This window comes from Actinomycetospora aeridis (genome assembly GCF_037400275.1).
Lineage (GTDB): Bacteria > Actinomycetota > Actinomycetes > Mycobacteriales > Pseudonocardiaceae > Actinomycetospora > Actinomycetospora aeridis.
This window is the reverse complement of record NZ_JBBEGL010000010.1, coordinates 106,347-129,244: the sequence shown is the minus strand read 5'-3', so window position 1 is coordinate 129,244 and position 22,898 is coordinate 106,347. Positions and strand designations below refer to the sequence as shown.

Annotated in this window: 24 protein-coding genes and 1 tRNA gene; 16 read left to right on the top strand and 9 right to left on the bottom strand. The window is 75.0% G+C overall.

Annotated elements, in window-relative coordinates:
• On the bottom strand, positions 1-1,403 hold a 1,403-nt coding region (locus WCD41_RS27180; protein ID WP_337718371.1), incomplete at its 3' end, for an alpha,alpha-trehalose-phosphate synthase (UDP-forming).
• Positions 1,369-2,757 carry a threonine/serine exporter family protein gene (locus WCD41_RS27175; RefSeq protein ID WP_337718370.1) on the bottom strand — a complete coding sequence of 463 codons (1,389 nt, stop codon included), beginning with the start codon at positions 2,755-2,757 and terminating at the stop codon, positions 1,369-1,371. The genes WCD41_RS27180 and WCD41_RS27175, both read right to left, overlap by 35 nt.
• A gap of 328 nt (positions 2,758-3,085) precedes the next feature.
• On the opposite strand from WCD41_RS27175, the gene WCD41_RS27170 reads away from it, so the two are divergent.
• The 6 genes from WCD41_RS27170 (at position 3,086) to WCD41_RS27145 (ending at position 5,892) form a co-directional block, all read left to right on the top strand.
• Positions 3,086-3,161: transfer RNA gene (locus tag WCD41_RS27170), tRNA-Thr, on the top strand.
• A 265-nt stretch (positions 3,162-3,426) separates the two neighbouring features.
• On the top strand, positions 3,427-4,530 hold the full coding sequence (locus tag WCD41_RS27165) for a mandelate racemase/muconate lactonizing enzyme family protein (RefSeq protein WP_337718369.1): 1,104 nt from the start codon (positions 3,427-3,429) through the stop codon (positions 4,528-4,530).
• 50 nt (positions 4,531-4,580) lie between these two features.
• Entirely contained in the window at positions 4,581-5,012 is a 432-nt protein-coding gene (locus WCD41_RS27160; RefSeq protein WP_337718368.1) for a cupin domain-containing protein, read from the top strand.
• Positions 5,013-5,116: 104 nt separating this feature from the next.
• Complete coding sequence (locus tag WCD41_RS27155; RefSeq protein ID WP_337718367.1) at positions 5,117-5,347, top strand: ANTAR domain-containing protein; 231 nt, start codon at positions 5,117-5,119, stop codon at positions 5,345-5,347.
• Positions 5,344-5,529 (top strand): hypothetical protein, encoded by a 186-nt coding sequence (locus WCD41_RS27150; protein ID WP_337718366.1) that lies wholly within the window; start codon positions 5,344-5,346, stop codon positions 5,527-5,529. Before WCD41_RS27155 ends, WCD41_RS27150 begins: the two co-directional genes overlap by 4 nt.
• 114 nt (positions 5,530-5,643) lie before the next feature.
• Positions 5,644-5,892 (top strand): hypothetical protein, encoded by a 249-nt coding sequence (locus WCD41_RS27145; RefSeq protein ID WP_337718365.1) that lies wholly within the window; start codon positions 5,644-5,646, stop codon positions 5,890-5,892.
• 61 nt (positions 5,893-5,953) lie between these two features.
• On the opposite strand, the gene WCD41_RS27140 is transcribed toward WCD41_RS27145, so the two are convergent.
• The 6 genes from WCD41_RS27140 to WCD41_RS27115 all read right to left on the bottom strand — a co-directional run bounded on the left by WCD41_RS27140 (position 5,954) and on the right by WCD41_RS27115 (position 14,458).
• Positions 5,954-6,997: an alcohol dehydrogenase catalytic domain-containing protein gene (locus WCD41_RS27140; RefSeq protein WP_337718364.1), complete on the bottom strand. Its 1,044-nt coding sequence runs from the start codon at positions 6,995-6,997 to the stop codon at positions 5,954-5,956.
• A gap of 156 nt (positions 6,998-7,153) precedes the next feature.
• Positions 7,154-8,977, bottom strand: coding sequence for a helix-turn-helix domain-containing protein (locus tag WCD41_RS27135; RefSeq protein ID WP_337718363.1), 1,824 nt, complete (start codon positions 8,975-8,977; stop codon positions 7,154-7,156).
• 95 nt (positions 8,978-9,072) lie between these two features.
• Positions 9,073-10,089 carry a helix-turn-helix domain-containing protein gene (locus tag WCD41_RS27130; protein WP_337718362.1) on the bottom strand — a complete coding sequence of 339 codons (1,017 nt, stop codon included), beginning with the start codon at positions 10,087-10,089 and terminating at the stop codon, positions 9,073-9,075.
• A gap of 171 nt (positions 10,090-10,260) precedes the next feature.
• Complete coding sequence (locus tag WCD41_RS27125; protein ID WP_337718361.1) at positions 10,261-11,514, bottom strand: helix-turn-helix domain-containing protein; 1,254 nt, start codon at positions 11,512-11,514, stop codon at positions 10,261-10,263.
• Positions 11,511-13,460: a CheR family methyltransferase gene (locus tag WCD41_RS27120; protein ID WP_337718360.1), complete on the bottom strand. Its 1,950-nt coding sequence runs from the start codon at positions 13,458-13,460 to the stop codon at positions 11,511-11,513. Before WCD41_RS27120 ends, WCD41_RS27125 begins: the two co-directional genes overlap by 4 nt.
• Positions 13,457-14,458: a chemotaxis protein CheB gene (locus tag WCD41_RS27115; RefSeq protein WP_337718359.1), complete on the bottom strand. Its 1,002-nt coding sequence runs from the start codon at positions 14,456-14,458 to the stop codon at positions 13,457-13,459. The genes WCD41_RS27120 and WCD41_RS27115 overlap by 4 nt, the downstream gene beginning before the upstream one ends.
• Before the next feature lie 176 nt (positions 14,459-14,634).
• Here WCD41_RS27115 and WCD41_RS27110 point away from each other — a divergent pair, with 176 nt between their 5' ends.
• From WCD41_RS27110 to WCD41_RS27080, 7 genes are all read left to right on the top strand, one after another.
• Complete coding sequence (locus tag WCD41_RS27110; protein ID WP_337718358.1) at positions 14,635-14,907, top strand: hypothetical protein; 273 nt, start codon at positions 14,635-14,637, stop codon at positions 14,905-14,907.
• Positions 14,908-14,934: 27 nt separating this feature from the next.
• A complete protein-coding gene (locus WCD41_RS27105) occupies positions 14,935-15,342 on the top strand; it encodes a hypothetical protein (RefSeq protein WP_337718357.1) in 408 nt (135 codons plus the stop codon).
• A gap of 50 nt (positions 15,343-15,392) precedes the next feature.
• A complete protein-coding gene (locus WCD41_RS27100; protein ID WP_337718356.1) occupies positions 15,393-16,082 on the top strand; it encodes a TetR/AcrR family transcriptional regulator in 690 nt (229 codons plus the stop codon).
• A gap of 81 nt (positions 16,083-16,163) precedes the next feature.
• Positions 16,164-16,604: a VOC family protein gene (locus WCD41_RS27095; RefSeq protein WP_337718355.1), complete on the top strand. Its 441-nt coding sequence runs from the start codon at positions 16,164-16,166 to the stop codon at positions 16,602-16,604.
• Positions 16,601-17,329 (top strand): DUF3159 domain-containing protein, encoded by a 729-nt coding sequence (locus WCD41_RS27090; RefSeq protein ID WP_337718354.1) that lies wholly within the window; start codon positions 16,601-16,603, stop codon positions 17,327-17,329. Before WCD41_RS27095 ends, WCD41_RS27090 begins: the two co-directional genes overlap by 4 nt.
• 193 nt (positions 17,330-17,522) lie before the next feature.
• The gene (locus WCD41_RS27085; RefSeq protein ID WP_337718353.1) at positions 17,523-18,800 is read left to right on the top strand and encodes a hypothetical protein; all 1,278 of its coding nucleotides are present in this window, start codon (positions 17,523-17,525) and stop codon (positions 18,798-18,800) included.
• A gap of 114 nt (positions 18,801-18,914) precedes the next feature.
• Positions 18,915-19,835, top strand: coding sequence for a S1 family peptidase (locus WCD41_RS27080; protein WP_337718352.1), 921 nt, complete (start codon positions 18,915-18,917; stop codon positions 19,833-19,835).
• 49 nt (positions 19,836-19,884) lie between these two features.
• Here the strand turns inward: WCD41_RS27080 and thiE are convergent, their stop codons facing one another.
• On the bottom strand, positions 19,885-20,541 hold the full coding sequence (gene thiE / locus WCD41_RS27075) for a thiamine phosphate synthase (RefSeq protein ID WP_337718351.1): 657 nt from the start codon (positions 20,539-20,541) through the stop codon (positions 19,885-19,887).
• 23 nt (positions 20,542-20,564) lie between these two features.
• Here thiE and thiO point away from each other — a divergent pair, with 23 nt between their 5' ends.
• The 3 genes from thiO to WCD41_RS27060 all read left to right on the top strand — a co-directional run bounded on the left by thiO (position 20,565) and on the right by WCD41_RS27060 (position 22,792).
• Positions 20,565-21,701: a glycine oxidase ThiO gene (thiO, locus tag WCD41_RS27070; RefSeq protein WP_337718350.1), complete on the top strand. Its 1,137-nt coding sequence runs from the start codon at positions 20,565-20,567 to the stop codon at positions 21,699-21,701.
• A 125-nt stretch (positions 21,702-21,826) separates the two neighbouring features.
• Entirely contained in the window at positions 21,827-22,030 is a 204-nt protein-coding gene (gene thiS, locus WCD41_RS27065; protein WP_337718349.1) for a sulfur carrier protein ThiS, read from the top strand.
• Between the two features lie 6 nt (positions 22,031-22,036).
• Complete coding sequence (locus WCD41_RS27060; protein ID WP_337718348.1) at positions 22,037-22,792, top strand: thiazole synthase; 756 nt, start codon at positions 22,037-22,039, stop codon at positions 22,790-22,792.
• Positions 22,793-22,898: the final 106 nt, after the last annotated feature.

Sequence of the window (22,898 nt, the reverse complement as noted above, 5' to 3'; positions counted from 1 at the left end):
GTCCCGACCCCCAGGGCGGCGAGGAAACCCGCCGCCCAGCGCTCGACGTCGTGCTCCAGGACCTGCTCGCGCAGCACGCCCATCCGCCGGCGGGCCTCGTCGGGGTCCTGCGACGCCGCGGCCACGAGCGCGTCGCCGACGGCGTCGAGGTCGTGCGGGTTGACGAGGTAGGCGCCGTCGCCGAGCTCGTCGGCGGCGCCGGTGAACTCCGAGAGCACCAGCGCGCCGTCGCCGTCGGGCCGGCTCGCGACGTACTCCTTGGCGACGAGGTTCATGCCGTCGCGGTAGGGCGTCACGAGCATGACGTCGGCGGCGCGGTAGAAGGCGACGAGCTCGTCGCGCGGGGTCGCCTGGTGCACGTAGTGGATCACCGGCCGCCCGACGGACGCGTGCTCACCGTTGATCCGCCCGACCGTGAGCTCGATGTCGTCGCGCATCTCGGCGTAGTGCTCGACCCGCTCGCGGCTCGGCGTCGCGACCTGGATCAGCACGGCCTCGGCGGGGTCCAGCCGTTGCTGCTCGAGGACCTGGGCGAACGCCCGCAGGCGCACGTCGATGCCCTTGGTGTAGTCGAGGCGGTCGACGCCGAGCAGCACCGTGCGGGGGTCGCCGAGCTCGTGGCGCAGGGCCTTCGCCCGGTCGACCGTCTCCGACGAGCGGGCCGTCGCGTCGAGCTCGGAGGCGTCGACGGAGATCGGGTGGGCGCCGACGGTGACCGTGCGCCCGTCCGGGGCGGTGACCTGCCCGGAGGCGTCGGCCGTCGCGTCGGTGAGGCGGGTGGCGACGTGGCGGAAGTTCTCGGCACCCCCGGCGGTCTGGAAGCCGACCACGTCGGCGCCGAGCAGTCCCTCGATGACGGGCCGCCGCCACGGGAGCTGGGCGAACAGCTCGGCGGGCGGGAACGGGATGTGCAGGAAGAACCCGATCCGCAGGTCCGGGCGCCGCTCGCGCAGCAGGCTCGGAACGAGCTGGAGCTGGTAGTCCTGCACCCACACCGTCGCGCCCTGCGCCGCCGCCTGCGCCACGGCGTCGGCGAAGCGCTCGTTCACCCGCCGGTAGGCCTCCCACCAGGAGCGTTCGAAGCGGGGCCGCGCGACGACGTCGTGGTAGAGCGGCCAGAGCGTCGCGTTCGCGAAGCCCTCGTAGTAGGCGGCGACCTCGTCGGCGGTGATCGACACCGGCCGGATCGCCAACCCGTCGTCGTCGAACGGCTCGGGGTCGGCGTCCGGGCGGCCGGGCCAGCCGACCCAGGCGCCGCCGCGGGCGCGCAGCGTCGGCTCGAGGGCGGTGACCAGCCCTCCCGGGCTGCGGTGCCACTGGCCCTCGTCGTCGAGGTCGAACGGCAACCGGTTGGCCACCACCAGCAGGTCAGAAGACCCGGGGGCGTCCTCGGCGTGCGTCACGTGCTCTGTCCTCCGCGGTGACTCCGGGCAGCAGACGGCGGACCAGCCGCTGCAGGGGCCAGCCGATCTGCTCCCCGACCGAGACCCCGGCCGCGAGCGCGAGTCCGAAGGTCAGGGCCAGCAGGATCGTGACCGCACCGACGGCGACGCTGTTGAACGCGAGCTGCGAGAACCCGCGGTACATCGTCAGACCGGGCAGGAGCGGCGTGATCCCGGCGATCACCAGCACCAACGGGGGTGTACCCAGCATGCGGGGCAGCAGCATCGCGACGAGCCCGAGCGCGGCCGCCGCCACCGCCGCCGCGACGACCTCGCCGGCACCGAGGATCCCGAGCAGCGAGTAGCCGGCCCACGCCACCGCGCCGGCGAGCGCCGCGAGCGGCAACGACCGCCACGGCGCGTAGGCCGAGAGGGCGAACAGCATCCCGGCCGCCGCCGCGGCGAGCAGCGAGATCGGCTGCAGCGACGGGGGCGGGCCCTCGGGCACGACGGCCGCGTAGGCGCCCGCGTCCGTCCCGAGGACGGCGCCGACGAGCTTGATGCTGACGACGACGCCGACCAGCAGCCCCGCCGACGCGATCATGACCTCGACGACACGTCCGGCCGCCGTCAGCGGGAAGCCCGAGATCGCGTCCTGCACCAGGCCGACCAGCGACAGGCCCGAGAGGAACACGACGATGCCGGCGGCGATGACGAACGCGGGGGAGTCGTCGAGCACCCCCGTCGAGGCCAGGCTCGTCGCGGACAGCGTGACGATCGCGGCGCCGACCATCTGCTGGAAGAACATCGGCACCCGGCGACGGGCGAGCCAGCGGGCCACGCCCCAGATGACGCCCGTCGCCACCGCGGCCAGCACCGCGACGAACAGGCCGCCGCCGAGCAGGAACGCCACCGCCCCGGCGAAGAGCCCCCGGGCGATCCCGGCGACGAAGCGCGGGTACGGGTGCGGCGCCCGCACCGCGTTCCCGAGCCGGGTCATCGCCTCCTCGACGCGCATCGGCTCGTCCCGGTCGACGATCGAGGAGATGATCTCGTCGACCTCGGTGAGCCGCGTGTAGTCCTGCGTCCGGTAGCGGACGTTGCGCATCGTCGTCACCGGCCCGGCCTCGTTGCCGCGGTGACAGCACATCGTGATCGTCGAGAACGCGATGTCGACGTCGCAGGCCGGCAGGCCGTACGCGCCGGCGATCGCGAGCATCGTGTCGTGCGCGACCGCCGCGCCGGCGCCGGTCGCGATCTGGACCTCGCCGATGCGCAGCGCGAGGTCGAGCACCCGCAGCACGAGCGTGTCGTCCGCGACCTCCGGGCCGGTGACGGCCGGCAGGAGGTTGTCGCGGACGGTGGGTGCGTCCACGGCGTTGCGACGGATGTCTTCGACGGGGAACTGTCGACGGAGCGAGCCGCGGGCTCGCTGGGCCACCCCCACGGGCGGACCTTCCTCTCCCTGCTCGTCGGAGTGCTCGGACCGCGGGCCGTGCACACCGGGAATCTTCACCAAGGCCACCTGCCCAGACGCGCGGAAGTCGATCGTGGTTGCCGGGCGTGGACGTGCGCCACGTCCCACGCCGGGCGGGTCGGTGGCGGCCCCCGCCCGACCACCGTGCCAACCGCCCGAGGCTACTTCCCGCACCTGTGGGCGGGGTCTCCGCGGTCCGGCCGACCCTCGTACCATGGGCGTCCGTGCCGGCGTAGCTCAATCGGCAGAGCGCTCGCCTTGTAAGCGAAAGGTCCGGGGTTCGATTCCCCGCGCCGGCTCCAGGTCAACGGCGGTGCGCCCGCCGTGATTCCTTCGGTGCCAGCGGCGGTTGACAGCAGTGATCCGTCCCGGCGTCGGCACCCCGCGTGCCGGCCGACCTGCCGGCGTGCTCCTTCGGCCGTCGACGGTCGTGGTCGTTTCGATCGCGCTGCGGTTGACGATCTCTCCGGCGACGCGGGGACGGTCGATCGACCCTCACGAGGCCGTCCGCGTCGGGCACCAGGAGTCGACGACACCGACGTCGACACGCGGATCGGGAGGAGCGCCGTGCGGATCGCCGAGGTCCACCTCTACCAGGTCGACCTGCCGTTGGAGGGCGCCGTCTACCGGATGTCGGACGGCGCCCACACCGCCCTGGACTCCACGGTCGTGCAGATCGTGTCGGACACCGGGGTCTCCGGGTGGGGCGAGACCTGTCCCATCGGCCCGACCCACGCCGCGGCCCACGCCCTCGGCGCCCGCGCGGCCCTGACCCAGATGGCCCCGGGTCTGATCGGGCGGGAGGTGACCGGGCCCGCAGCGGTCCGGCGCGCGCTGCACGGCCTGCTCCACGGCCACGACTACGCGAAGGCCGCGATCGACATCGCGGTGCACGACCTGATCGGCAAGGCCCACGGCCTGCGCGTGTGCGACATGCTCGGCGGCGCGACGACCGGTGAGGTCGACTCGTACTGGTCGCTCACGCTCGACGACCCCGACGAGACCGCCCGCGTCGCGGCGGAGAAGATCGCCGAGGGCTACCCCCGGCTCCAGATCAAGGTCGGTGGACGGCCGCTCGAGACCGACATCGAGACGATCCGGAAGGTGTGGGAGGCGACCGGCTGCACCCGGCTCGTCGTCGACGCCAACCGGGCGCTGCTCACGCGGGACGTCCTGCGGGTCGACCGGGCGTGCGCCGACATCCCGTTCGCGTTCGAGCAGCCCTGCGCCACCGTCGACGAGATCGCCGCGGTCCGCGCCCAGCTGGACCACCCGGTGTACCTGGACGAGAGCACCGAGAGCCTCGGCGACGTGCTGCGGGCGATCTCGCTCGGGGTGTGCGACGGCTTCGGGCTCAAGGTCACGCGCCTGGGCGGCCTCGGGCCCATGGCCACCGTCCGCGACGTCTGCGAGGCCCGCTCGCTGCCCCACACCTGCGACGACTCCTGGGGCGGGGACATCATCGCGGCGGCCTGCGTCCACATCGCCGCGACCGTCGACCCTCGCCTGCTCGAGGGCGTCTGGCTCGCCGAGCCCTTCGTGGGCCTGCACTACGACTCGGCCTACCCGGTCCGGGTCGAGGGCGGCCGCCTCCGGGTGCCGACCGGTCCTGGGCTCGGCGTGGTCCCCGACGACGGCGCCCTCGGCGCGCCCGTCGCGTCGTTCGCGTAGACCGCCGCTCGTGACTCCTCGGTCTTGACAGGTCGAGAAGGCTCGACGTCGTGGGCGGGGGCGACGCGGGCGAGGGTCGCCGGATCCCCTACGCCGGCGACGTCCTGCGCGTGCTGGGCGAGAGCGACGGTCTGGCGTTCTGCGAGCTCACCGTGCCGGCCCGTTTCGCGGGGCCGCCGCCGCACGTCCACCACGGGTTCGACGAGGCGATCTACGTGCTCGAGGGCGCGCTCACGATGGTGCGTGGTCGTTCGGACCCCGAACCCGTGGCCGTCGGGGGCCTCATCCTCGCGCCGAGGGGTGCGCGGCACACGTTTGCGAACCCGCACGACCGGCCCGCCCGGGTGCTCGGGGTGTGGAGCCCGGCGAGCGCGCTGGACTTCATGGCCGAGATCGGTGCCGCCCTCCCCGCCACCGGGCCGCCCGACCCGGCCGAGCTGGCGGCGATCTACCACCGCCACGACAGCGAGATCGTGCCCTGATCACCCGCTGCCCGCACCGACCCCGCCCTCATGTCCACAGAGCGAGCAGCGTGTACGGTTTCTGTTCACGGTCGACCAGATGGCCGTACGGAGGCGAGCTCGGGGTGGACGAGTGGAACGGCCGTGCGTCACCCGATGCCCCGGGGAGCGCGCAGGACTCGCGTGACGCGATCAGCTGCGCCACGGGGATCCTCATGGAGCGCTACGGCTGCGACCTCACGACGGCGACCGAGCGCCTCGTCGCGTGGTCGCGCGACACCGACATCGAGATCGCGCTGATCGCCGCCTGGCTGATCGCCGACCTCACCGCGACGTGGAACGGCGAGCAGGCGTGACGACCACCGATCGACAGGACACCCAGCCGGACGAGGGCGAGCCGACCCCGCCGCACGGATTCCGCGCGGTCGACCTCTCGGTCTGGATCGCCGCGCAGGACGTCCGGGACCTCGCGCAGTACGCCCGCCAGGCCCGTCTCGTCCACGGCTCCTTCGGGCGGTTCCTCGTCGACGGTCCGTAGCGACCGCGGCGACGCGCCACTCGGTGGGTGGATCTCGGCGGAGATCCGTTAACGACCCCCTGGCCTGCGGCGACGCCCCCTGCGAGACGAACGGACTCCGCGGGGAGAGAACAGATGATGGTCCACGCCCACACGACGACGACCGACGAGCAGGTCACCGTTCCGGCCCCACGCACGCCGACGGCCCGCCCGGCCACCGTGCCGATGACCGTGCGGGCCGCGGGCGCCCGGCAGGACCGGGGCGAGCACCTCGAGCTGGTCGCCGCACGCCTGGTGTCGCAGGCGGCGGTGGTCTCGCTCGTCGGGAGGCTGGCCGTGCTGCTCGCGCTCGGCCTGCTCGCCTGGTTCCTGCTCCTGCCGTGATCAACGCGGACTTTCGGCGCCTAGAAGCAGCGAACAGCGCGTTCGCTGCCAACCCCGGGACTCAGGGCGTGATGACCACCTTCAGCGCCAGGTTCGCCGCCGCGTTGGCGAAGACGTCGTAGGCCTCGTCGATCTGGTCGAACGTGAACGAGTGCGTCCCCATCTTCTCGGCGGGGATGCGGCCGGAGGCGACCATCTTGAGCAGGGTCGGGATGGAGACGGTGTCGACGAGGCCCATGGTCATCGTGACGTTCGAGATCCACATGTCCTGCATCGGCAGCTCGACGGGCGTCCCGTGGACGCCGATGTTGGCGATCGTCCCGCCCGGCCGCACGAGGGACGCCGCGGTCAGGAGGGTCTCGGGGTAGCCGACGGCCTCGATGGCCACGTCGACGCCGAGCCCGTCGGTGAGCGCGACGACGTCGCCGACCGTCCCCGGGCCGACCTCGACCGCGTCGGTGGCGCCGAACTCGACGGCCTTCTCCAGGCGGAACTTGTTCGAGTCGACCGCGATGACCTTCGAGGCGCCCCACAGCCCCGTCGTCAGCACCGCGGACAGGCCGACAGCGCCGGCGCCGACCACCGCGACCGTGTGGCCGGGCCGCACGCCGCCGGCCAGGACGCCGACCTCGTAGCCCGTGGGCAGCGAGTCGGCGAGGAAGATCGCCTGCTCGTCGGTGACGCCCTGCGGGATCGCGTACAGCGACGTGTCGGCGTAGGGCACGCGGACGAGCTCGGCCTGGGTGCCGTCGATGAGGTGGCCGAAGATCCACCCGATGCCGCCGACCGTCTGGCAGTGCGACGGCATCCCGCGCTGGCAGTACTCGCAGCGCCCGCACTTCGTGATCGCGGGGACGAGCACGCGGTCGCCCACCGAGAAGCCGCGCACGGCGTCGCCGACTGCGGTGACGGTCCCGACCGCCTCGTGCCCGAGGATGCGCCCGTCGGTGACCGCGGCGACGTCGCCCTGCAGGATGTGCAGGTCGGTGCCGCAGATCGTGGTCGTCTCGACCTTGACCACGACGTCGGTCGGCTCCTGCACCGTCGCGTCCGGGACGTCCTCCCAGGCCTTCTTGCCGGGGCCGTGGTACACCAGTGCCTTCATCGTCGCTCCCGTCGGTTCGCTCCGGCGGCCCGGCCGCTCCCCGGGGCGCCGTGACCCGACGCTAGTGGCGTGGGACACACGAGCCTGTCCCATCCTGGGACGTCTCGGGCGACGCCCGCGGCGGCGAAGACGATCACTGACCCGCTTCCGGGACACCTACGCGATGTAGCTGATCCCGAACGCGTCGATCTTGCGGTACAGCGACGAGCGGGCGATCCCGAGCATCGCCGCGGCCTGGTACCGGTTGCCGCGCGCCTCGTAGAGCGCCTGGATGATCGCGTCCGCCTGCGCGGTCTCCAGCATCGACAGGCGCGGGCGGCTGGTGAAGCACAGTGCGGGCAGGTCCGGGGCCTGGATGACGCCGACGGGCTTGCGGGCGACGACGTAGCGCAGCACGTCCTCGAGCTCGTTGATGTTGCCGGGCCAGGCGTAGCCCTCGAGCACGCGGATCACCTGGTGCGACAGGCGCAGCGAGCGCCCGCCGCCGATCGAGCGAAGCACCGACAGCGCGATGTCGGCGAGCTCGTCGGCGCGGTGGCGCAGGGCGGGGATGCGCACGGTCTCGTGGAAGTGCCGCAGCAGCAGGCCGTAGGGGCGGCTCGCGTCCACCGAGGTCGTGTCCAGGCACGCGACGACGACGGCGTGCGACGAGCGCGCGAGCAGCAGGCGCAGCTGCTCGTCGAGCCGGCGCGCGGACAGCGGGGTCACGCCCTGCAGGCCGCGCAGCACGACGAGCTGCGGCCGGGCCGGCGGGCGGTGCACGAGGCGCTCCAGGGGCTCGGGCGCGTCCGCGGTGTCCGCGGCGACCACGGTGACGGTGCCGTCGCGGTGCAGCCGGCCGAACTGCTCGGCCGCCAGCGTCCGCTTCCCGACGCCGGCCTCGCCGACGAGCACCTGGTGGCGCCGCTGCCCGAGGTTCGCGGCGAGCTCCTGGCGGGCGCGCAGCGACGGCGTCAGCAGGTCGCGGTTGGCACGCACCCGGGCCTCGGCGTGCGCGCGCTCGGCTCCCCGCATGTCCGCGGCGAAGTCCCGTCGTGACGTGGGGGCGACGTGCGAGCCCTGCCGGCGCCGGGCCTCGGCCTCCTGCCGCCCCTGCTCGTCGACGGCCGGGCCGCCGCCCACCGCGCAGCCCACCAGGCGGTCGTCGTGGCGGATCTCCCGCACGGTGACCTCCGCGCCGACGCCGGAGGGCAGGTCGATCCGGTAGAGCTCGGCGGGACGGTCGAGGGCGAGACCCGCGAGGGCGAGGTCGGCGAGGACCTGCTGGTCGGCGGGCGGGAGCCGCCGCGCCCCGGCGCCGAGCACGAGGTCGTCGCCGTCGGTGGCCACCACCCAGGCGGCGCCCTCGGCGGCGAGGGCGGCGAGGGCGTCGTGCACCGCGAGGATCCGGCCGCGTCGCCCGGCGGCGTCCTCGTCGGCGATCTCCCGGGCGAGCGCGCGGACCAGCGGGAGGTCCCGTGCGGCGCCGTCGGTGACGTGGCGGGCGACGACGACGGCGAGGTCGCCGGGCTCGACGGGTGCCGCGGCGCAGGCGAGCGCGCCGAGCGCCGGGTGCAGGTGCTCGGGTCCCTCGAGCGCGACCGCCTCGCCCTCGTGCAGGGCCACCGCCGCCGCGGTGGTGCCGACGACGTGCTCGCCGTGCCCGTGGCCCGGGACCAGGTGCAGCGCGTCGAGGATCTCGGCGAGCGCGGGATCGCCGTCGCGGCGCACCAGCACCACGCCGTCCCGGTCGACGACCAGGACGCTGGCGTCGAGGTCCGGGTCGCGGACGTGCACGCGGTCGGCGACGCGCTGCGCCCCTGCGGACGGCGCCCCGGGACCGACGAAGGGCGCCGCGAGCCGCCCGGTGTCCACGCCCGCCGCGCGCGCCCGCTCCCACGACGCGAGCACCGCGGGCCGCACGACGCCCGCCGGGAGGTCGTCGCGGCCGTGGCGCAGGAACCGCCGCCGCGCGGCGTCCACCTCCCGCGCGTGGCCCACTCCCACGACGCTAGACCTGTGGAGGTGCGCTGCGCGCTCGTGAGCAGAAAACAGTGCTCCAGCACGCGGTTCTGCTCACGTGCGCGTAGCGCACCTCAGGACCGGAGCGTCTCGCTGGGCGAGCACCCGTAGCGCTCGCGGTAGGTCACCGAGAAGCGGCCGGGGTGGGTGAAGTGCCAGCGCGCGGCGATGTCGGCGACGGTCTCCCCGCCGGTGCGCGCGTCGGCGGCCCGGAGCTCCTGGTGGGCGCGGGCGAGGCGGACGTCGCGCAGGTAGGCGAGCGGGGTGGTGTCGCGCCAGCGCCGGAACGCCATCTGCAGGCCGCGCACCCCGAGCCCGGCGGCGGCCGCGACGTCGGCGACGTCGACGTCCTCGGCCGCGTGCTCCTCGAGGTGGGCGATCGCCCGGCGCAGCGTCGCGGGCTCGGGAGGGCGTCCCTGCGCGTCCGCCGGGAGCCCGCCGAGCTCCTCGAGCACCTGCTCGGCGGTGGCCAGCACCGTCTCGCCGTGGCGCTGCGCGCGCTCGAGGAGCAGCTCGAGGGCCGCGTCGGGCGTGACCTGCTCGTGCCGGGCCAGCAGGGCCCGGGCCGCCACGACCACGTCGCGGGCCCGCGCCCCCGGATCAGCGGCTCCGGGGCGCTCCCGGGCGGCCAGGATCCGGCCGGCGAGGCGGGCGATCTCCCCGGCCACCGCCCGCGCCTCGGGACCGAACGCGGACGGGGTGTCGGCGGCCAGCGCGAGCGTGCCGCCGACCGGACCGAGCGGCACGACGAGCACCGAGGCGGGCGCGACCGCACCGTCGCGCAGCGCGGGCCAGCGGGAGTCCGAGGACACGTCGTCGACGACGACCGGCACCCCGGACCGGGCGGCGGCCGCCCGCGGACCCCGCGCGACGGCCTCGACGGCGGCCACGGGCAGCTCGCCCGCCGACGACGTGACGGTGGTCCCGTGGCGGACCGGCACCGCGATCTGGGTCCAGCGGACCGCATCGGCGACGCGCAGGGCGTGCCGGCACAACCGACTCAGGTCGGACAGGGGGACGTGCTCGGCGTCGAGGCGCGCCGGACCCACCCGGGTGTGGTTGGACACCGGGGGAGCAGCAGTCGAGTCCATCGCGGTCCTGTCTCTCGGACGACGTCGGAGGGGCGCCATGGTTCGGCCGCGCGACGGGCACCGCGCGCGGCCGGACGACGACGGCTGCGACGTCAACCGGGGCAGTCATCCTAGCGCTGACGATCGGCGTCGCCTGCGGCCGATCGGTCAAGTCGCTGGTCCGCGCCGGTGTCAGGCGCGCAGCGTCTCGCTGGGGGAGCAGTGGAAGCGCCGGCGGTAGATCACCGAGAAGCGCCCGGCGTTGGAGAAGTACCAGCGGTGGGCGACGTCGGCGACGGTCGTCTCGCGCGGGTCGGCGGCCTGCAGCTGCTCGTGCGCCCGCCGGAGCCGGATGTCCCGCAACGCCCCGAGCGGGGTCGTGCCGCGCCACCGGCGGAAGACCGCCTGCAGACCGCGGACGCCCAGACCCGCGGCACCGGCGACGTCGGCGACGTCGATGTCGTCGCCGGCGTGCCCCTCGAGGAACGCCAGCGCCCGGCGGAGCGTCGCCGGTTCGGGCGGCCCGGTGGGCTCGTCGTCGCCCGGCGGCCCGAGCTCGTCGACGACGTGCCGGGCGCAGTCGAGGACCGTGCTCCCGGCGGAGGTGGCGCGTTCCAGCAGCGCGTCGAGGCCGCCCGGCGGGTCGAGCACCAGCTTCCGGGCCAGCAAGGTGCTCGCGGTGACCACCAGCGAGCGCGCCCGGACCGCGCCCGGCGCGGCGTCCCCGGTGAGCAGGCCGGAGCCGTGCGCGGCGATCTCGCGCGCCACGGCGCGGGCCGGGTCGTCGAACGCGTCCGTGGCGGCGAAGGACACGGTGCCGCGGAGGCCGAGGGGCAGCACGAGGACGGCGCGTGCCGTCGCCGACCGCAGGTCGGGCCACCGGTCGTCGACGCCCGCGTCGTCGACCACGACCGTGGAGCCGGTCCGGAGCACCGCGGCCCGCGGGCCGTCCGCGAGCGCCGTCACCGTCGCGGCCGGCAGGTGGCCCGCCGTGGCCGTGACCACGGTGCCCTCCGCCGTCGGCACGGCGAGCTCCGCCCAGAGCGTCGACCCCGTCAGCGCGAGGGCCTGGCGGGCGAGGCGTCCGAGGTCGTCGAGGGGGACGTCCGCCGCCGCGGGCCGGATCGGGTGAGCGGCGCGGACGTGGTCACGGGCGCGTTGCGCGTCGTCGAGCGTGGTGCGGTTCGCCCGCCGGATCCCACCGAGGTCCCCGCGCAACGCCCGCGCCGCCGCCCGGGCGAGGGACGCCTGCGTCTCCTGCACCGCACGGTTCTCCGCGGCCTCGGGGGCGTCGCCCGTGACGACGCGGTGGTCCGGGTCCCCGGTCTCCTCGAGCTCGGCCGAGATCGCGTCGAGCATCTCGGCGAGACGGCCGACGTCGGGGCGCGACGACCGGGGGCCCGGGACGTCGGCGGCGGCCCTCGGAGGGCGGTTCTCGGTGTTCACGACGTCGCCGGGTCCTCCTGCGGCGGCCCGGCCGTCGGCGTCCCGTCGAGGTGGTCCATGAGGATGATGGCGCCGCCGGGGCGGTTCTCCCGCCCGGTCAGGGGCGACACGGCGATCGCCAGCTCCACCGAGCGCCCGCGCCGGTTGATGGCGTCGATCCGCAGTGGGTCCTCCCGGGGCTGGTGGCCCGCCAGGACGTCGCGGACGAGCGGGCGGACGCGGTCGGTGGCCAGACCGATGTCGAGGTTCAGCAGGTGCTGGCCGACAGCTTCCTCGCTGCGCACACCCCACAGGTCGTCCGCGCGCCCGTTCCACGCCTGCACGATCAGCTCCGTGTCCACGACGATCACCGCCGTCCGCAGGCTGCCCAGGACGGACTCCAGGAAATCGTTGGCCCGGTCGAGCTGGCCGGAGCGCTCGCGCATCTCGTCGTTCATCGACTGGAGCTCGTCGTTGGTGGACTGGAGCTCCTCGTTGGTGGTCTCGAGCTCCTCGACGGTGGACTGGAGCTCCTCGTTGGTGGTCTCCAGTTCCTCGACGGTGGACTGGAGCTCTTCGTTGGTGGTCTCCAGCTCCTCGACGGTCGACTGGAGCTCCTCGTAGGCGGTCTCCACCTGCCGGTGGGCCGACTGGAGCTCGACGGTCATCCGGCGGTAGCGCGTGACGTCGGTGAAGAACAGCGCGATGGACACGCCCTCGTCGCCCTGCGTCTCGAGCGGCACGATCTGGATGTCGAAGACGAGGGTCTCGGTGGTCGAGCGGGAGTACTCCGCCTCGTGCTGCCACATCGACGTGCGGTGGCGACGGACGTCCTCGTAGGACGAGCGCAGGCCCGTGATCCGGTGGCAGATCTCCAGATCGGGGAAGCGGCGTCCGATCTCCCGGGCGGAGACGCCGAGCTGGGCCTCGGCGCGCTGGTTGGCCTTGGCGACGACGTCGTCCGCGGTGACGACGATCGTCGCGAGCGGGCTGAACAGCAGCGTCTCGTCCTCGAGCTGCACGTCGCGGCGGTTCTCGAGGTGCGCGCCGCGCCCGGCCATGACCGCCAGCCGGTCGGCCTGGTTGACCTGCTCGGCCTTGCGGAAGAACCGGCGCTTGAGGTCGATCGGCAGGAACAGCCGACCGTGGCTGAGCAGCATCTCGGCCTTGCCGAGGAACATCACGCCGGTCGGGTTGAGCGCGAAGTGGAAGCGCCGCAGGACCTGGGCCTGGGTCTCGGCGTTGAGGTACATCAGCGTGTTGCGGCACACGAGCAGGTCGAGGCGCCCGATCGGCGCGTCCTGCACCAGGTCGTTGCGACCGAAGATGACGCTGCGCCGCAGATCGCTGCGGAACGTGTAGCGCCCGCCGTGGCGCTCGAAGTAGCGGTCGCGCCACTCGTCGGGCAGCGCCTGGAGCTCGCGGTCGCCGTACGTCGCCTGCCGCGCCGTGGTCAGGGCCTCCTCGTCGACGTCGGTGGCGTAGACCTTCACGCGCTGCCGGAACTCCTCGACGCCGAGGGCCTCGGCGAACACCATGGCCAGGCCGTAGGCCTCCTCGCCGCTGGCGCACCCCGCCGACCACACGCGCACCGACTCGCCCCGGGTCTTGGGGGTGAGCAGCTGCGGGACGATCTCCTCCTGCAGCTCGCGCCACGCCTCCGGGTCGCGCAGGAAGCCGGTGACGTTGATCAGCACGGTGTTGAACAGGTGCGTGAACTCGTCCTGGTCGACCTGCAGCACATCCAGGTAGTCGGTGAAGGACGCGATCTCGAGCTGCTGCATCCGCCGCGTCACGCGCCGCCAGATGCTCGAGCGCTTGTAGCCGGTGAAGTCGAAGCCGCGGCTCTCCTTGAGGAACTCGAGCAGCGTCTCGAACGCCGCCTCGTGCTCGGCGGCGGCCTCGTCGACCCCGTCGACCTCGGTGCCCGGCTCCACGTCCTCGTTCACGCCCTCGTCGCTGGTCATGCGCTGTCACCGGCCTTCCGGTCGGCGAGGAGATCACGGACCAGGCCGGCCGACTGGAGCGCCTGGTGTGCGGTCTCGCGGGCGCGGTCCGCCGTCCGGGCCGATCCCCGGTCGTGCGCGGCCCGCGCGATCCGGTGCTGCAGATCGGCCTTGTCCTCGAGGGCCTGCAGGGCGGTGAACAGCGCCCGCTCGATCCCGTCGTCCTGCACGCTGGAGAGGCTCTTCTCCGACCACGCGTGCCCCACACGGCACCGGTAGCGCAGCAGGTTGTCCTCGCTGAGGTCGAACAGCGGACCCGAGCAGTCCGGGCACACCAGCCCGGCCGGCGGGCCGGGTGGTCTCTCCTGGTCGTTCACACCCACTCCCGCTCTGCTCAGGGTCAGCTCCCGCTCGAGCCGGGGACTGGGCCTCCGTCCACCGATCACCGGACGCGCCGCCAGCTGCGAGAACGTGGTGCTCATCTCGGCGAGCGACGTCACGATGGCCCCCGGGACCTGCTCGAGAGCGGCCCGCGGCATGGACGGGTAGAGGGCCTCGTCCGGGTCCTGGACGACGGCCGTCCCGCCGTGGCGCACCAGCGCCAGCAGCCCGGCGGCCCCGTCGTCGAGCAGCCCCGACAGCACGCAGCCGATCGCGCGCGGACCGCTCTCGATCGCCAGCGCGCGGAACAGCGGGTCGATCGCGGGGCGGTGGCCGTTCTCGCGCGGACCCCGGGTGACCTCGAGCCGGCCGTCCACGATGAGCAGGTGGTGGTCCGGTGGCGCGAGCAGGACGGCCCCGGCCACGGGGCGCTCCCCGTGCACGGCGTGCCGGACCGGGAGGGCACAGCGTCTGTCCATGAGCTCCGGCAGCACCGTCGGGGCCTCCGCCGGCTGGTGGAGCACGACGAGGACCGCGGCCGGCAGGTCCGGATCGAGGCGTTCGGCAAGGTCCAGCAGCGCCTCCACGCCGCCGGCCGAGGCGCCCACTCCGATGACAGGGGGAGCGTCCGCATCCATGCTCGACACCTCTCACGCGACGGCCACCCCGACGTCGGACGGTCGGTGTCGGCGAAGTCGTCGGCGAGATCGCCGAACGGCTGGGGACGTCAACCAGGTGGCTGGGCCATGCTAGTGGGGAAGAGGGTGGTGCCGGGCACACGGTGCTCGGCGACGATCCCGGGGCGGAGGACTCAGTGGACGACCAGCGGGACGCCGAGCCGGAGATCGTGGTCGACCGGCGATCCGCCCACGACCACGCCCACGAGCTGCAGCGGCGCATCGAGGACCTCGCCGAGCGGATCGCCGACTCGGAGGACCTGGTCGCCGCGGCCTACGAGGAGTCGGCCCGGCTGCGGCCCCACGAGGCCGAGCGCCTGCGCGAGAACGCCCGCCAGGCCCGGGAGTACGCCGAACGGGAGCGGACGTTCGCCCGTGACTCCGCCGCCGCGCGGCACTCCGAGAGCTGACGTCGCGGGCGGATACGCTGCCCGACCATGCCCGTCGGGACCACCGCCGATGACGGCGGCGCCGCGCGTGTCCGCCGGGCCGGCTGGCTGGTCACGGCAGCGGCGCTGGTCGTGGCCCTCGCGACGCTGCTGGTGGTCGCCCTGGTGCCGCCGGGCCCGGGCCGGACGGCGGCGGTGGTCGTCGCCGTGGTGCTGGCGTTCGTGCTCGCGGCGTGGCGGGCGATCCGCGCGCGGCGTGACCCGACGACGGTCGACGGCCTGCGCCCCATCTCGAGCTGGCTTGCGGTGTTCGGCTGGGCGGTCACCGTCTTCTCGTCGCTCGTGGCCCTCGCCGACCCGACCCACGGGGGCCGGGCGGTCGTCGCCGGCCTGCTCGCCGGCTGTCTCCTGGTGCTCGTCGGGCGGGCGGGCGAGCACGTCGGCACCCGGTCCTGACCTGCGCTTCACTGGCCGGTCACCCGGTCTGGTGCCAGGCTGGGAGGACCATGACCGACGCACCCGCCGAGCACGCTCCCGGGGACGTTCCCGGGGACGTCCCGGGAGACGCGCCCGTGGACGGGCGTGCCGCGCGCTGGGCGGGCCACCGCGAGGCCCGGCGCCTCGAGCTGGTCGACGCGGCCGTCTCGGCGATCGGGGAGCACGGGCCGGAGGTCACCACCGAGCAGATCGCCGCGCGCGCCGGGGTCTCGCGCCCGGGCCTCTACCGCCACTTCGAGGGCCGCGACGACCTGCAGAGCGCGATCGCCGCGCGGTCGGTCGAGCGGCTGGTCCACGAGCTGGAGCCGGTGTGGCGGCCGTCGGGCCGCCCATTCGACATGCTCGCCCGGGCGTTGCGGGCCCACCTGGGCTGGCTGGAGAAGAACGCGAACGTCTACCGCTACCTCAAGCGCACCTCGGTCGGCACGGGCGGCGAGTCGGCGACGACCAACGTGCGCGAGACGGTCGCCACCCACGTCGCGGGGATGCTCGTCGACGGATCGCTGGGGGCCGAGATCGCGCCCCCGGTCGCGCACCCGCTCGCGTTCGGGCTCGTGGGCATGGTCGACTCCGCGAGCGCCCACTGGCTCGACGACCCCCACGGCGCCACCCGCGACGCGCTGGCGTCCCAGCTCACGGAGGCGTGCTGGGCGGTGATCCGCGCGACGGTCGGCCCCGACGCGACCGGCGGGACGTGACGTCCGTGATCGGACCCCCGACCGGGGGAGGCGCAGCCGTGCGCGACGATGGAGACCCCGCCGGAGAGAGGATCTCAAGGCATGGCGATGCGCCGCTCGTTCCCCACCGTCCTGTCCGACCGGCTCCCCGAGACACGCGACTTCTACGTCGCGCTGCTCGGTTTCGAGGTCGCGTTCGACAGCGACTGGTACGTGGCGCTGACCCGCACCGACGGTGACGACATCCACGAGCTCGCGATCTGGGCCGTCGGTCACGAACTGGTCCCGCCGCCCTACCGCGCGGAGCCGGCCGGGGTGATCCTCACGTTCGTGGTGGACGACGTGGACGCGGTGCACGCCGAGGCCCGGCGCCTGCGCCTGCCGCTCGTCGCCCCGCCGCGTGACCTGTTCCACGGCCGGCGCCAGATGCTCGTGACCGACCCCAACGGCATGCTCGTCGAGGTCTCCAGTCCGAGCACGCCGTCCCCGGCGTTCACCGCCGAGCTCGCGCGCCGGGGCCGCGCCGCGGAGACCCTCGGTTGACCGTTCCGAACGACCCGGGGGCGCACGACCCGGTCCCCGACGACCCCGACGCGCCGGAGGCGGGTCGGCCGCCGGCGCCCGAGGCCAATCCCTTCACCGAGATCCTCGGTGGCCGCGGTCAGGCGCTCGACGCGACCGTGCCGTCGGTCGTCTTCGTCGTCGCGTGGCTCGCGGCCGGCCCGCTGGGGTCCGCGCAGCCCGTGCTCGTCGGCGGGATCGCCGCGGTCGTCGTCGCCGGCGGGGTCGCGCTGTGGCGGCACCGTCGCGGGGAACGTCCCCGCGCGGTGGCGGTCGGGCTGCTCCTCGCGGTCGGCGCGGCGCTGCTCGCGCTCTACACCGGGCGGGCCCAGGACTTCTTCCTGCCGCGGATCGTCGCGAACGCCGGCAGCCTCGCGGCGTGGCTGGTGTCGATCGCGATCCGCTGGCCGTTGCTGGGTCTCGTCGTGGGCGCGCTCACGGGTCACCCGACGAAGTGGCGCCGCGACCCCGACCTCGTCCGCGGCTACTGCCGGGCGAGCTGGGTGTGGGTCGCGCAGTACGCGGTGCGCGTGGTCGTGTTCACGGGCCTGTGGGCGGCCGATCAGGTGGTGGCCCTGGGGATCGCCCAGATCGTGCTGACCTGGCCCCTCGTGGTGGTGTGCGTCGCGGCCTCCTGGCCGCTGGTTCGTTCGGCCCTCCCGAGCGGGCATCCGGGCCCACGGCACCCCGTCGTCCAGCCGGAGTGATCCGTTCGGCCCAGCAATTGGGCCGACCGGGGGTGACCGACGTGGTCCGTGGGTGAACACTCTCACCGACGGACAACCGGGCACGATGGTGGGCGTCGTCCGGTGTGGTCGGCGGGTTCGTCACGGCACCTCGGACGTGCCCTCCGGCCTGCCAGCTGCCCCGTGTCCACCCCGACCCGCGACCCCGGGAGCCATGTCACCAGCGAACCCCGAAGAGAAGTCCGACAGCGCCGCCTCCGCCGGCATCGGCCTGACCTTCCCGCAGATCATCGCCAGTGCGCTGGCCGCCGCCACCGCGGCGATCCTCGGATCGTTCGTCGGCGTCCTCGGCACCATCGGCGGCGCAGCGGTCGCGTCGATCATCAGTACGGTCGGCGCCGCGCTCTACCAGAAGTCGCTCGAGGTCACCCGTGACCGGGTGAAGCAGCGGCTCGTCGTGGCGGGACCCAACAACACCCGCGTGGCCACGGCCGTCGGCAAGATCGCGGGCGGCAAGCAGGCCGCACCGCGAACGGGTGCTGCCCCGGCCCGGACGCCGATGCAGGCCCCGCCGCCCGGACGGCCCGTCGTCGGCCCGCCGACACCGGGGCCCGGCACGCCGTTGCCCCCGGGGCAGCGGCAGGTGCGTCCCGGGATGCCGCCGGCCGACCCGACGCGACGCGTCCCCGGGGCCGGCGGCCCGCCGACCGGACGTCCCGGCCAGCCGGCCGCGCCCGGCCAGCCCGTCGCGCCCGGCCGTGTGGCGCTGCGGGCGGAGGGCGTCTCGGACCCGACGCGGGTGCACCCGCGGGTGGACCCGAACGGCCCGCCGACCGCGCTCGCCCCGGGCGCCCCCGGCGCGCCGACGGAGGCCCGCCCGACCGCGTTCATCCCGTCGAGCCGTCAGCCGGGCACCCCGCCCGGCGGTGGGCCGACCGCGGTCATGGGCCAGCCGGGGCGTCCGGCGGGACCCGGTGGACCCGGTGGGCCCCCGACCGGCCCGGACGACGCGGTCACCCGCGTGGCGCCGCTCGAGCCCGAGCCCGCCGGCCGTCGGTTCACCGCCGCGGGCCTGCTGAGCGCGCTCAAGGGCCTCGGGTGGAAGACCTGGCTGACCCTCGGCGGCGTCGCGGCCAGCGTGTTCGTCATCGCCCTCATCGCGACGGTCGGTGTCGAGACGGCGGCCGGGCGCCCGCTCTCCGGCGGGTCGAGCGGGACGTCGGTCGGCAGCCTCTTCGGCCAGGAGACCGGCACGTCCGAGGCCACCACGGCGCCGTCCGACTCGAGCACCGAGGAGACGGGCGCGCCGAGCTCGACGACGTCCACCGACACCCAGCAGGACGAGCAGGGCGGCGACACCGGCAGCACCGGCACCCAGCAGCCCGACACGAGCACCTCGCAGCAGTCGACCCGGACCTCGCAGAACGGGTTGCTGCCGAACCTCGTGCCCCGCGACTCGGGCGGTTCCGGTGGAGGCTCCACCAACGGCTGAGATCCCGCGCGGACTCCCACCGACGGCCGGACGAACGTTCTAGCGTTCGTCCGGCCGTCGTCGTTCGTACCGCCGAACGGGCGGCGGTGACGGGTTCGCGAGGCGGGGGTGGTCATGGGCCGGGGGGCTCGCTCGGTGCTGAGCGCCGTCGCTGCGGCCGCCGTCCTGCTCGCGGCGCCGGGACCGGCGCAGGCGGCGCCCGCGTCGACACCGGGCGAGCTGGCCGGCGTCAAGGACCGGCTCGACGCCCTCGCGGAGCGCGACGGCGCGCCGGCCGCCGTCAGCGCCTGGTGGGTGGACGCGGCGAGCCGCACGGTGGTGCTGGCGCTCAACACGGCACCGCGTGACTCCCGGACGTCGGGCTGGGTGCAGGAGGCGCGGGAGGTCGACGCGTCGGTGCGGGTCGTGGACGGCGTGGCGGCGCCGTCCCCGCGGGCCGACCCGCCGGTCTACGACCTCGTCGGCGGCGACACGATCCGGGTGAACCGCACGCGCTGCTCGCTCGCGTTCACGGCCACCGCGGCGTCCGGCGCGCCGCGGCTCATCACCGCCGGGCACTGCACCAACCGCGGCGGCGACGTCACCGGCGCGAACAACACCCCCGTCGGGCCGGTGCGCAGCTCGGTGTTCGACCGCACGGGCGACTGGGGCGTCGTCGACGTGGGCCCGGGCTGGCGGGCCACGCCGTCGGTGGCCGCGGAGGGCTCGACGACCCGCTCGATCACGGGGACCGCGACGGCGCCGGTCGGGGCGACCGTCTGCCGCTCGGGCTCCACGACGGGCTGGCGCTGCGGGAAGGTGACCGCGGTCGACGTCACCGCGAACTACGCGGCCGGCCCCGTCCAGGGCCTCGTCCTCACCGACGCGTGCAGCGAGGGCGGCGACTCGGGGGGTCCGTTCGTGTCCGGGAGCTCCGCGCTCGGACTGCTCTCGGGCGGCACGGGCGACTGCACCACGGCCGGGGGCACGAGCCTCTACCAGCCGATCGACGAGATCCTGGCGGCCGAGGAGCTCACTTTGACTGTCGCCTCGTGAGTGCTTGTCCGTGCCAGGGCACGGAGTCAGGGGAGCACGCCGATAGGGCTCACAAGCGCGTGCGCAACGTCCGCGCGGCGGCCTCGGGGTCGTCGGCCTCGGTGATCGCGCGGACGACGACGACGCGCGTGGCACCCGCGGCGAGCACCTCGTCGAGGCGGTCGTGGTCGATGCCGCCGATCGCGAACCACGGGCGGGCGGGCGCCGCCGCGGCGGTGGTGCGGACGAGGTCGAGGCCCGGCGCGGGGCGGCCGGGCTTGGTGGGTGTGGGCCAGCACGGGCCGGTGCAGAAGTAGTCGGCGCCGGGCTCGGTCGCGCCGTCGGCGGCCTGGTCGGCGTCGTGGGTGGAGCGCCCGATGAGCACGTCGTCGCCCACCACTCGGCGGGCCCAGGGCACCGGGAGGTCGTCCTGGCCGAGGTGCAGCACGTCGGCGCCGGCGGCGAGGGCCAGGTCGGCGCGGTCGTTGACGGCCAACAGGGCGCCGTGGCGGCGCGCGGCCGCGGCCAGGACCTCCAGCGCGGCGAGCTCCTCGAGCGCCTCGAGGCCCTTCTCGCGGAGCTGGATGACGTCGACGCCACCGCGCAGCGCCGCGTCGGCGAAGTCGGCGAGGTCGCCCCGTGCCGCGCGGGAGTCGGTGCACAGGTAGAGCCGGGCGTCCTGCAGGCGCGTGCGCCGGTCGATCCTCGTGGCACTCACCGTGATCACGGTATCGCGTAGTTTCGGAGACCGTGGTCGACCGGCTCGTCGTCGTGGGAGCAGGGGCCGTGGGCTCCGCGGTCGCGTGGGCGGCGGCCCGCGAGCGGCTCGCCGGCGAGGTCGTCCTCGTCGACCCCGATCCGGGCTCCGGCGCCTCGCGGGTGGCGGGCGGCATGCTCGCGCCGATCAGCGAGGCCTGGCCCGGCGAGCGGGAGGTCCTCGAGCTGGGAGCGGCGTCGCTGGCGGCGTGGCCGTCGTTCGCCGCTCGCGTGGCCTCCGACGCCGGGCGGGACGTGGGGCTGCGCACCGAGGGCACGCTGCAGGTGGCCGTGGACGCGGCGGACGTCGCCGACCTGGACCGCGTCGCCGCCCACCTCGCGGAGTGGGGCCGCCCCGTGGAGCGGCTGACCGGGCGCGAGACGCGGCGGCGGGAGCCCTCGCTGGGGCCGTCGGTGCGCGCGGGACTGGCCGTCCCCGACGACCTGGCCGTCGACAACCGGGAGCTGCTCGGGGCGCTGGGGGCGGCGGGGTCCGTCGTCGGGGTGCGGTCGCTGGCCCGGCGCGTGGTGCGGGTGCTCGACGACGGGGCGCGGGTGACGGGGGTGGAGTTCGCGGACGGCGGGGTGCTCGAGGCCGAGCGCGTCGTGGTGGCCGCGGGGGCCTGGTCGGGGTCGCTGCACCCGGCGCTCGAGGGCCGGGTGCGCCCGGTGAAGGGCGAGATCCTGCGGGTGCGGGCGCGCCGAACGTCGCTGCCGCCGCCGTCGCGGACGGTGCGGGCGTCGGTGAGCGGCCGGCCGGTCTACGCGGTGCCCCGCGACGGCGGACGGCTGGTGGTCGGGGCGACGCAGTACGAGGCGGGCTTCGACCCCGACGTGCTCGTCGGCGGTGTGCGCGACCTCGTCGGCGACGTCGAGCGTGTGCTGCCGGGGATCGCCGACTACGCGCTCGAGGAGTCGGCGGCCTCGTTCCGTCCGGGGACCGACGACAACCTCCCGATGCTCGGTCCCCTCGGGCCGTCCGGGCTGCTGGCGGCGACGGGGCACGGGCGCAACGGGATGTTGCTGGTGGCGGTGACGGTGTCGACGCTGGCGGCGGTGCTGCGCGGCGACGCGCTGCCGGCGGAGGCGCGAGCGGCGGCGGCGGACCGGTCGGCCGTCGCGCCGGGCTGAGGGCCGCGCGTACGGTGGGAACCGGACACCACGGGAGCCCGGGCGCGGGCTGAGAGGGGGCCGTCACGGGCCCCGACCGTCGAACCTGATCCGGGTCATGCCGGCGCAGGGAGTGAGGGGCAGCGATGACCACCGTCTGGGTGAACGACGAGCGGCGCGAGGTGGTCGTCGGCACCACCCTCGCCGCCCTCATGGCCGACCACGGGGTGCCCGAGCGGGGTGTCGCGGTGGCCGTCGACGGCACGGTGATGCCGCGCGCGGGCTGGGCAACCGTGGCGCTGGTCGAGGGCTCGCGCGTCGAGGTGCTGACCGCGGTGCAGGGAGGCTGATCGTCCATGGATCCGCTGGTGATCGGTGGCCGCAAGTTCGGCTCGCGCCTGATCATGGGCACCGGGGGCGCGTCCGGGCTGGCCGTGTTGGAGCGCGCGCTCGTCGCGTCGGGCACCGAACTGACCACGGTGGCGATGCGTCGCCTCGACGCCGGCGGCGGGCCGGGCGTGCTGGCGCTGCTCGAGCGCCTCGGCATCGAGGCGCTGCCCAACACCGCGGGGTGCCGCACCGCCGCCGAGGCCGTGCACACCGCCCGGATGGCGCGCGAGGCGCTGTCGACGGACCTCGTGAAGCTCGAGGTCGTCTTCGATGACCGCACGCTGCTGCCCGACCCGATCGAGCTCCTCGACGCCGCCGAGCAGCTCGTCGACGACGGCTTCACCGTGCTGCCGTACACGAACGACGACCCGGTGCTCGCGGCGAAGCTCGCGGACGCGGGCTGCGCGGCGGTGATGCCGCTGGGCGCGCCGATCGGCACGGGGCTGGGCATCCGCAACCCGCACAACATCGAGATGATCACCGCCGCGTCCCCGGTGCCCGTGGTGCTCGACGCGGGGATCGGCACGGCGTCCGAGGCCGCGCAGGCGATGGAGCTGGGCTGCGACGCGGTGCTGCTGGCGACGGCCGTCACCCGCGCCTCGGACCCGGAGGCGATGGCGACGGCCATGCGCCTGGGCGTGGAGGCGGGCCGCCTGGCCCACGGCGCCGGCCGCATCCCCCGCCGCCACTGGGCCCAGGCCTCCAGCCCCCACGTGGACTAGCGCCCGTGTCAGCGGTGGGCCACCGCAGACACTGGGCGTCAGAAACGCCACACGCTCACTTCCGCGACACGCCGACGGTCCACGCGCGACGCACGGGGTGGGTCAG